General features: G+C 66.0%; 10 protein-coding genes. 9 read left to right on the top strand and 1 reads right to left on the bottom strand.

Going from position 1 to position 9,445, the window contains the following annotated elements; all coding sequences use genetic code 11:
* The first annotated feature begins 7 nt into the window (after window positions 1–7).
* Entirely contained in the window at window positions 8–784 is a 777-nt protein-coding gene (locus tag AB7F11_RS19900) for a tyrosine-protein phosphatase (RefSeq protein WP_428290938.1), read from the top strand.
* 4 nt (window positions 785–788) lie between these two features.
* Here the strand turns inward: AB7F11_RS19900 and AB7F11_RS19905 are convergent, their stop codons facing one another.
* Window positions 789–1,601 (bottom strand): hypothetical protein, encoded by an 813-nt coding sequence (locus AB7F11_RS19905; RefSeq protein ID WP_428290937.1) that lies wholly within the window; start codon window positions 1,599–1,601, stop codon window positions 789–791.
* Window positions 1,602–1,768: 167 nt separating this feature from the next.
* Between AB7F11_RS19905 and AB7F11_RS19910 the strand changes: the two genes are divergently transcribed.
* The 8 genes from AB7F11_RS19910 to AB7F11_RS19945 all read left to right on the top strand — a co-directional run bounded on the left by AB7F11_RS19910 (window position 1,769) and on the right by AB7F11_RS19945 (window position 9,409).
* Window positions 1,769–2,560, top strand: a complete 792-nt coding sequence (locus tag AB7F11_RS19910) for a sulfite exporter TauE/SafE family protein (protein WP_428290936.1) — start codon at window positions 1,769–1,771, stop codon at window positions 2,558–2,560.
* 22 nt (window positions 2,561–2,582) lie between these two features.
* Window positions 2,583–4,358 (top strand): nitrite/sulfite reductase, encoded by a 1,776-nt coding sequence (locus AB7F11_RS19915; protein ID WP_428300041.1) that lies wholly within the window; start codon window positions 2,583–2,585, stop codon window positions 4,356–4,358.
* 11 nt (window positions 4,359–4,369) lie between these two features.
* Window positions 4,370–4,759, top strand: coding sequence for a DUF934 domain-containing protein (locus AB7F11_RS19920; protein WP_428290934.1), 390 nt, complete (start codon window positions 4,370–4,372; stop codon window positions 4,757–4,759).
* Between the two features lie 21 nt (window positions 4,760–4,780).
* Window positions 4,781–5,590 (top strand): phosphoadenylyl-sulfate reductase, encoded by an 810-nt coding sequence (locus AB7F11_RS19925; RefSeq protein ID WP_428300040.1) that lies wholly within the window; start codon window positions 4,781–4,783, stop codon window positions 5,588–5,590.
* On the top strand, window positions 5,587–6,552 hold the full coding sequence (cysD, locus tag AB7F11_RS19930; RefSeq protein ID WP_428290932.1) for a sulfate adenylyltransferase subunit CysD: 966 nt from the start codon (window positions 5,587–5,589) through the stop codon (window positions 6,550–6,552). The genes AB7F11_RS19925 and cysD overlap by 4 nt, the downstream gene beginning before the upstream one ends.
* Entirely contained in the window at window positions 6,552–7,880 is a 1,329-nt protein-coding gene (locus AB7F11_RS19935; RefSeq protein WP_428300039.1) for a sulfate adenylyltransferase subunit 1, read from the top strand. Before cysD ends, AB7F11_RS19935 begins: the two co-directional genes overlap by 1 nt.
* A 102-nt stretch (window positions 7,881–7,982) precedes the next feature.
* Window positions 7,983–8,312 (top strand): ferredoxin FdxA, encoded by a 330-nt coding sequence (fdxA, locus tag AB7F11_RS19940; RefSeq protein WP_428290930.1) that lies wholly within the window; start codon window positions 7,983–7,985, stop codon window positions 8,310–8,312.
* 17 nt (window positions 8,313–8,329) lie between these two features.
* Complete coding sequence (locus AB7F11_RS19945) at window positions 8,330–9,409, top strand: NAD(P)/FAD-dependent oxidoreductase (protein ID WP_428290929.1); 1,080 nt, start codon at window positions 8,330–8,332, stop codon at window positions 9,407–9,409.
* The last annotated feature ends 36 nt before the right edge of the window (window positions 9,410–9,445 follow it).

Consider the following 9,445-nt stretch of genomic DNA (forward strand, 5'->3'; position numbering starts at 1 on the left):
CACGACCATGAACACCACCACCCTTTCTTCCACCGAACCCGATCCCGCAGAGCGCCCGACACGCCTGCTGCAGGGTGCCTCCAATTTCCGCGACCTCGGCGGCCTGGTCGGGCTGGACCAACGACGCGTGCGCCGTGGCCGCGTCTACCGTTCCGACCACCTCGCCGGCCTCACGCCGGACGACCTGCGCACCGTGCTGGCTCTGGGGCTCACGCACCGCATCGACTTCCGGGGTGCAGGCGAACGCCAGGCACTGCCTTCCGATGTGCCCGGCGTGACCGCGCTGTCGCTCGCCATCGAGCCCACGGTGGTGCATCAGGTGAACGCGCTGCTGCAATCCGGACAGGCGCCCACGCAGGCCGAAACTGTCGAGCTGATGTGCCAGACCTACCGACTGTTCGCGCTCAAGGGCGCGCCGGTCTATGCCCGGTTCTTCCAGCACCTCCTGGAACAAACCACGCCCCTGGTGTTCCATTGCACCGCAGGCAAGGACCGCACCGGTTTTGCTGCGGCACTGCTGCTGAGCGCGCTGGGCGTGCCGCGCGAGGACATCGTGCACGACTACCTGCTCACCAATCGGCTGTACGTGCGCAGCTCACTGGTTGAATCCCACGGGCCGGACCACGTGATGGATGTGCTCTGGAGCGTGCAACCCGTGTTCCTGGAGGCGGCATTCAAAGCGATTGACGAGGAGCATGGCGGCCTGGACAACTACCTGGCCGGCCCCATGGGGCTCGGCGGCCAGGAACTCCAGCGACTGCGCGACTCGCTGCTGGAAGCCTGAGCGTTCAGATCAGTTCCAGCCATTCCGATATCTGACGCGGTTGCAGTGGGCGTTCCAGCAGGGCCGTGACGCCCACCCGGTGCGCGTCACGCCGGACCCGCCGCCGCCGCCACCAGCCCGCCAGCGGCCCCGCCAGTTCGCTCGTGGCCAGCGCCAGCGCCTGCGGGTTGCGCTGCACGAACAGCCGCATGAGCGACCACACGTCCATGTGGTGCTCGTCCAGATTGAAGAAGCCGCAGAGGTAGGCCTGGCGGCTCAACAGGTCGATGGCCATTTCGGTGTTGATCACCTCGTCGACATGCACCACGCCAGCCAGCGCCAGGCGCGTGCGCAGGTAGGTGCGCTCTTGAGGGTCTTCGCTCACCACCATGGCACGGCGGACCGGCTCGACGCCGGTTTCCATGTCGAGGTCGAGCGCCAGATCGAGGGGCGAAGGCGAGGTCACGTCCAGATCGAGCAGGCCAGAATCGGCCTGGCGGGCGGCAAACACCGCATCGAGGTCGTGCAGCACGGCGGCCCATTCGATAGGGCGATCCAGCACGCGCCAGGCGTGATCGGGCGCATCGGGTCCTACCCAGATCAGCCGCTGCCCGGCCGGCATTTCCTTGGCGTGCGCGAGCACCGCCTCGGCGCTCTCCCCATCCACGAGCGCCACCTGAGCCATGCCCGCAGGCACCTTGGTGCCTGGCGGCGTGAGCGGCGCCCAGGGTGCGTAGGCGACCTCTCGTTCCTGCGACAGACGAAAGATCGTGTTGAGCGCATGGCGCTCCACGTCTGAAAAACCCACCACGCTGACCAGAATGCGCTGTTTCTGCATGGCGCGGATGTTACGCCGGCAAACACGATGCGCGGTCGATCTGGCCGGATGAACGGGCATGCCTCCCGGGAATCGCGGCCACAGCGGCATTTTTATATGCGTTCCAGCTATATCCCCATGAGCAAAAAATCGTTTGGGATATATGCCTGAGTCCCTAAAGTCCCCCCATGCCTGACGTCGCCATCATCCTGGCCGGATTTGCCGTGGGACTCATCGTGGGTCTCACGGGGGTGGGTGGCGGCTCGCTCATGACGCCCATCCTGATCTTCTTCTTCGGTGTCAAGCCCTACCTGGCCGTGGGCACCGACCTGCTCTTTGCCGCCTTCACGAAGATGGGCGGAACAGTCAGCCTCGCTCGGCAGAAGCTGGTGCCGTGGCGTGTGGTGGCGCAACTGTGTGCAGGCAGCATTCCCGCGGCACTGGCCACGCTGGTCGTGCTGCACAAGCTGGGACCCGCGAGCCCGCTGGTGCAATCGCTCATGACCAACACGCTCGGCCTCGCCCTGCTGCTCACCGCCACCGCCATGTTCTACAAGGCTGCGCGTGGCAAGCAGGTGCCGCGCAGCCTGGCCGCTGCCGATCTGCAACTGGCCACGCGAGCGCGCCACTGGAGCCTGCCGGTTCTGTTCGGCGCGGTCATCGGCACGCTGGTCACGCTCACCTCGGTGGGGGCCGGTGCCATCGGCGTCTCGGTGCTGCTGCTGCTGTTCCCGCTCTTGCCGCTGCCGCGCATCGTGGCCGCCGACATCGCCTATGCCGTGCCCCTCACCCTGGTGGCCGGCCTGGGCCACGCCAGCCTGGGATCGGTGGACTGGCCGTTGCTGGCCAAGCTGCTGGCTGGCTCGCTGCCCGGCATCTGGCTGGGTACGCGCCTGATGCGCCACACCCCCGAACGCCTGGTGCGCTCGGCCCTTTCGGTGTTGCTGGCCTACGCCGGCACCAAGCTGATCGCTTTCTGACACTTACAGCCCGACGACGACGATGTACCAATATTCCGAATTCGACCGCCAGTTCGTGCACCTGCGCGCCGCCCAGTTCCGCGACCAGCTCACCCGCTGGCAAGCCGGCACGCTGGGCGAAGACGAGTTCAAGCCGCTGCGCCTGCAGAACGGCTGGTACGTGCAACGCTTCGCGCCCATGCTGCGCGTGGCCGTGCCCTACGGCGAAATCTCCAGCGTGCAGCTTCGTGTGCTGGCAAAGATTGCGCGCGACTACGACCACAAGGAAGACCACGACACATCCAAGGCCAACGCGGGCCTGTCCGAAGTGCCCACGCTGCCCGATCGCACCGCGCACTTCACCACGCGCCAGAACGTGCAATACAACTGGATTCCGCTCTCGCGCTCGGCCGAGGTGATGGACTTGCTGGCCAGCGTGAACATGCATGGCATCCAGACCAGCGGCAACTGCATCCGAAACATCACGACCGATGCACTCGCAGGCATCGCCGCCGACGAAGTGGCCGACCCGCGCCCCTTTGCTGAAATCATGCGCCAGTGGAGCACGCTGCACCCCGAGTTCGCTTTCCTGCCGCGCAAGTTCAAGGTGGCCATCACCGGTGCGCGTGAGGACAGGGCCGCCACCGCCTGGCACGACGTGGGCCTGCGCCTGCTGCGCAACGTGGACGGCGACCTGGGTTTCCAGGTGCGCGTGGGAGGCGGCATGGGCCGCACGCCCATCATTGGCAGCGTGCTGCGCGAGTTCCTGCCTTGGCACCAGGTCCTGAACTACCTCGAAGCCGTGGTGCGCGCTTACAACCGCTTTGGCCGCCGCGACAACATCTACAAGGCCCGCATCAAGATCCTGGTGAAGGCCGAAGGCCAGGCCTACACCGACCAGGTGGAAGCCGAGTACCGCGACATCATCGAGAAAGACGGCGCGCCGCACACCATCACCCAGGCCGAACTGGACCGTGTGAGCGCCTTCTTCGTCACGCCGCCACTGAGCTGCGACCGCAAGAGCGCCGACGCCAAGATCGCCCACATCCTCAAGGCCGCTGCCGAGGACGACGTGGAGTTCAGCCGCTGGCTGCAGCAAAACGTGAAGCCGCACCAGAACCCCGACCTGCGCGCCGTCACACTCTCCTTCAAACGCTTTGGCCAGGCCCCCGGCGACGCCACGGCTGACCAGCTGGACCGCGCCGCGGATCTGGCCGAGCGCTTTTCGTCGGGCGAGGCCCGCGTGACGCATGAACAGAACCTGCTGCTGCCCTGGGTGCGCTGCGACGCGCTGCCCGAACTCTGGCGCGAGGCGCGCCGCCTGGGCCTCGCCAAGCCCAACATCGGCCTGCTCACCGACATGATCGCGTGCCCCGGCGGCGATTTCTGCGACCTGGCCAATGCGCGATCGCTGCCCCTGGCGCAGGCCATCCTGGGCCGTTACACGGATCTGGACGAGCTGCACGACCTGGGCGAGATCGACCTGCACATCAGCGGCTGCATCAATTCCTGCGGCCACCACCACAGCGGCCACATCGGCATTCTGGGCGTCGACAAAGACGGCCAGGAGTGGTACCAGGTGACGCTCGGAGGTTCGGACGGCACGCGCCTCTCTGGCGAAGCCACGCCCGGCAAGGTGATCGGCCCGTCGTTTGCCGCCAGCGAGGTGCCCGACGTGATCGAGGCCCTGCTCGACACTTACCGCTCGCAGCGCCATAGCGGCGAAAGCTTTGTCGCCACGCTCAAGCGCGCCGGTGCCGAACCCTTCAAGACCGCCGCCAATGCGGTGCGCGTGAGCACGGCCCGTGCACCTGCCTGAGGAAGCCCGACATGACACAGCACTTTGAAGTATTCAGCGCCAGCGCCTTCGAGCCGCTTGAACCGCAAGACCGCCGCCTGACCATTGCCAACGATGCCGATCCGCGCGAGGTCCAGCTCGACGGCATCGAGGTCGTCGAGCTGAATTTCCCCAAATTCAGCGACGGCCGCGCCTTCAGCCAGGCTTTTCTGCTGCGCCGTCGCCTGGGCTTCTCGGGGCAGATCCGCGCCACGGGCGATGTGCTGATCGACCAGCTGGTGCAAATGCAGCGCAGCGGCTTCAGCCAAGCCGTGCTTCGCGCCGACCAGGACCTCTCGCATGGCCGGCACCTGCTGTCGCACTACCCCGCTTTCTACCAAGGTGACGCCGTGCACACCGCGCCCCACTTCGCCACTGCCTGACCAGCGCACTGAGCCACCGCCATGAACGCTTTAGCCCTCTACGACAAACCTTCTGCCGATTTCACGGCCAAGGTCTCGCGTGCCATCGCCCTGCTGCGCGAAACCGCCGCCAGCCATCCCAGGCTGACCCAGGCCTCCAGCCTCGGAGCGGAAGACATGGTGGTCACGCACCTGATGCACCTGGCCAATATCGAGGCAAGCGTGTTTGTGCTGGACACCGGCAAGCTGCACACCGAGACGCTCGCATTGATTCCCCAGATCGAGCGCCGCTACGGAACCAGCGTGCAGGTATTCCGGCCGCGCCAGGAATCGGTGATTCACTTCGTGCGCAAGAACGGCGAAGAGGCCATGTACCAGAGCATCGAACTGCGCAAGGCCTGCTGCGACATTCGCAAGATGGAACCGCTGGCGCGCGCCCTGGCTGGCCACGACGGCTGGATCACCGGCCTGCGGCGCGAGCAGTCCAACGCACGCGCAGAAGTGGGCGAAATCATCCAGGAGCCCGAGCGCGTCAAAGTCAGCCCGCTGGTGGAATGGACCTGGGGCGACGTGTGGCACTTCATCGGACTGCACCGACTTGAGTACAACGCCCTGCACGACCAGTTCTTCCCCAGCATCGGCTGCGCGCCCTGCACCCGCGCCATCAGCGTCGGCGAGGATTTCCGCGCTGGCCGCTGGTGGTGGGAACAGGAAAGCGCCAAGGAATGCGGTCTGCATGTGCAGCCGGTTTCAAGTCTCTTGTCCAGCACCGTTCGCACAGAGCCCGTCGAAGCGCCTGCGAACACCACTTCAGTCCTTCGACAGGCCCAGGACGAACGGAGTCTTTCATGAACGCCCGCACCGAACCCGACGTGATCCAGACCGCCTTGCAACACGCCGCCAGCGAACAGCATCACCTGAGCAACGCCCATCTGGACGCGCTGGAAGAGGAAACCATCTTCATCCTGCGCGAAGTGGCGGCCGCCTTTGAGCGGCCCGCCCTGCTGTTCTCAGGCGGCAAAGATTCGCTGGTCATGCTCAAGTGCGCCGAAAAGGCGTTCGGCGTGGGCCGTATTCCCTATCCGCTGCTGATGATCGACACCGGCCACAACTTCCCCGAGGTGACCGATTTCCGCGACTCGCGCGCCAAGGAACTCGGCGCCGAACTGATCGTGCGCAACGTGGAAGACTCGATGGCGCGCGGCACGGTGCGCCTGGCGCATCCCGGTGAGAGCCGCAACGTTCACCAGTCGGTGACGCTGCTCGAGGCCATCGACGAGTTCCGGTTCGACGCGCTGATTGGCGGGGCGCGACGCGACGAGGAGAAGGCGCGCGCCAAGGAACGCATTTTCAGCCACCGCGACAGCTTCGGCCAGTGGCAGCCCAAGGCCCAGCGCCCCGAACTGTGGACGCTGTTCAACACCCGGCTGCAACCAGGCGAACACTTCCGCGTATTCCCGATCAGCAACTGGACCGAGCTCGACGTGTGGCAGTACATCGCCCGCGAGAACATTGCCCTGCCGTCGATCTACTACACGCACCAGCGCCAGGTGGTGGACCGCCGGGGCCTGTTGGTGCCGGTGACCGAACTCACCCCCCCACGCGATGGTGAAACCGTGCAGGTGCGCGATGTGCGTTTCCGAACCGTGGGCGACATCACCTGCACCTGCCCGGTGGACAGCCTGGCCGCCACCGCTGACGACATCGTGATCGAGACGCTGGCCGCCGAGGTCAGCGAGCGCGGCGCCACGCGCATGGACGACAAAACCAGCGACGCTTCGATGGAAAAACGCAAAAAGGATGGGTACTTCTGATGACCACGATCTCCTCCGCTCGGGCTGAGCCCGTCGAAGCCCTCCTGCAAGACACCCGCTCCGCCCTGCGTCTCATCACCTGCGGCAGCGTGGACGACGGCAAGAGCACGCTGATTGGCCGCCTCCTGGTCGACAGCAAGGCCGTGCTGCAAGACCACCTGGCCGGCGTGCAGCGCCAGGGCCAGACCGACCTGGCGTTGCTCACCGATGGCCTCTCTGCCGAGCGCGAACAAGGCATCACCATCGACGTGGCCTACCGGTACTTCAGCACCGAAGCGCGCAAATTCATCATCGGCGACGCGCCGGGCCACGAGCAATACACCCGCAACATGGTGACCGCCGCCTCCAGCGCAGACGCCGCCGTGGTGTTGGTCGATGCCACCAAGCTCGACTGGGCCGCCCCCGGCCTGAAACTGCTGCCGCAGACACGACGCCACAGCCTGCTGCTCAAGTTGCTGCGCGTGCCTTCGGTGGTGTTTGCCGTGAACAAGCTCGACGCCGTGGCCGACAGCGCCACCGCGTTTGCCCACATCGGCGCGGCGCTGCGCCAGTTCGCGCAACAGGCCGGCATCCCCGTCACCGCCATCGTGCCGGTGTCGGCGCTCAAGGGCTGGAACGTGGTGGACGCGAGCGAGCAGGCTCAGTGGTGCGGCTACACCGGCCCCACGCTGCTGCAGATCCTGGAGAGCCTGCCGGTGACGGCCGCCGACACCACGCTGCCCTTTGCCTTCGCCGTGCAGTGGGTCGAAAAATTCAGCAACTCTTCCGACACATCACAAGGCCGCCGTGTGTTCTGGGGTCGCGTGGCCACCGGTGGCGTGCAGCCCGGCCAGCCGGTGCGCATCCTGCCCAACGGCCAGACCGCCGTGGTGGCGCAGGTGCTGAACCACGTTCGCCAACCGCAGGCCGTGCTGGCTGGCCACAGCGCGGGCATCGTGCTCGACCGCGAGGTCGACGTCTCGCGTGGCGACTGGTTGCTGGCCCAGGATGAGGAAGACGCCCACGACACCATCGCCGGAAGCCGCGAGCTGCGAGCGACCGTGGCCTGGCTGGACGACGAGACGCTGGTACCCGGCCGCGTGTACTGGGCACTGCACGGCCACCGCTGGGTCAAGGCCAAGATCAAGCGCATTGTTCATCGGCTGGACATCCACACCCTGGCGGAGGAAGACGCCACCCAGCTCGAGCCCAACGCCATCGGCCACATCGAGCTCACGCTGCAGGAACCCCTGGCCACGCTGCCCTTTGCCCGCTCGCGCGCCCTGGGCTCGCTGGTGCTGGTGGACACCGCCAGCCACCGCACGGCAGGCGCGCTGCTGGTGCTCTGAACGCGCACCCAGTCTTTAACTTGCATCAAGGCCAGGGTCATACCCCGGCCCCATACTCCTGGAAACCCTAAAATCCGGGATTACCTGATTTCGACCACCACCATGACCCACGTTGTCACCGAAGCCTGCATCCGCTGCAAATACACCGATTGTGTGGACGTCTGCCCCGTCGACTGCTTCCGCGAAGGCCCCAACTTCCTCACCATCGACCCGGACGAATGCATCGACTGCGCGGTGTGCATCCCCGAATGCCCGGTGAGCGCCATCTACGCCGAGGAAGACCTGCCCAAGGACCAGCAGCACATGATCGTGCTCAACGCCGAACTGGCCCGCCTGCCCGGCTGGAAGAGCATCACCAAGCGCAAGGCCCCGCTGGACGACGCCGACGACTGGAAAGATCGCACCGACAAACTCTCGGAACTGATCCGCTGACCCCGACGCCGCAGGCCATGCCCCAATCGAGCGCACACGATGGCGCCATCGAGACCGACGCGGTCATCGTCGGCGCTGGCCCGGTGGGCCTGTTCCAGGTGTTCGAACTGGGTCTGCTGGAAATCAAGGCCCACGTGATCGACTCCCTGGCCTGCCCCGGCGGGCAGCCGGTGGAGCTTTACCCCGACAAGCCCATCTACGACATTCCCGCCATCCCGGTCTGCACCGGGCAGGAACTCACCGACCGCCTGCTGGAACAGATCAAACCCTTTGGCGCCACTTTCCATCTCGGGCAGGAGGTCACCACGGTGCAGAAGCAGGACGACAACCGCTTCTTCATCGCCACCTCCAAGGGCACGCGGTTTCTCACCAAAACCGTGTTCATCGCCGCCGGTGTAGGCGCCTTCCAGCCGCGCACGCTCAAGGTCGAAGGCATCGAAAAATTCGACGGCCACCAGCTCTTCCACCGGGTCAGGAATCCGGCGGATTTCGCCGGCAAGCAGCTGGTGATCATGGGCGGCGGCGACTCCGCCCTGGACTGGGCCATCAACTTCGCCCGACCCGACAGCGCGCACCGCGCCGAAAGCGTCATCCTCATCCACCGGCGCGACGGCTTCCAGGCCGCGCCCGCCAGCGTGGCACGGGTGCGCGAACTTTGCGAGCGCCTGGAGATGCAGTTCATCGTGGGCCAGGCCACCGGTTTCGAGCAGAACCAGGCCGGCCAGCTCAGCGGACTGAAGGTGACCGGCCCCGATGCCGTCACCCGCGTCGTACCGCTGGACGCATTGCTCGTGTTCTTCGGCCTGTCTCCCAAGCTCGGCCCCATCGCCGACTGGGGCCTGGACATCGAGCGCAAGCAGCTGGTGGTGGACACCGAGAAATTTGCCACCAGCATTCCCGGCATCTTCGCCGTGGGCGACATCAACACCTACCCAGGAAAGAAAAAGCTCATCCTCAGCGGTTTTCACGAATGCGCCCTCGCCGCCTTTGGCGCCATGCCCATCGTGTTCCCGGACCGCCCCGTCTTCCTGCAATACACCACCACCAGCCCCAAGCTGCACAAGGTGCTGGGCGTGGCATCGCCGGTGTTCGACTGATCCCCGACCATCAGAAAAGAACCGCCTGTCCGGAGC

This window comes from Hydrogenophaga sp. (assembly GCF_050250835.1).
In the GTDB taxonomy this organism is placed as follows: Bacteria; Pseudomonadota; Gammaproteobacteria; order Burkholderiales; family Burkholderiaceae_C; genus Hydrogenophaga.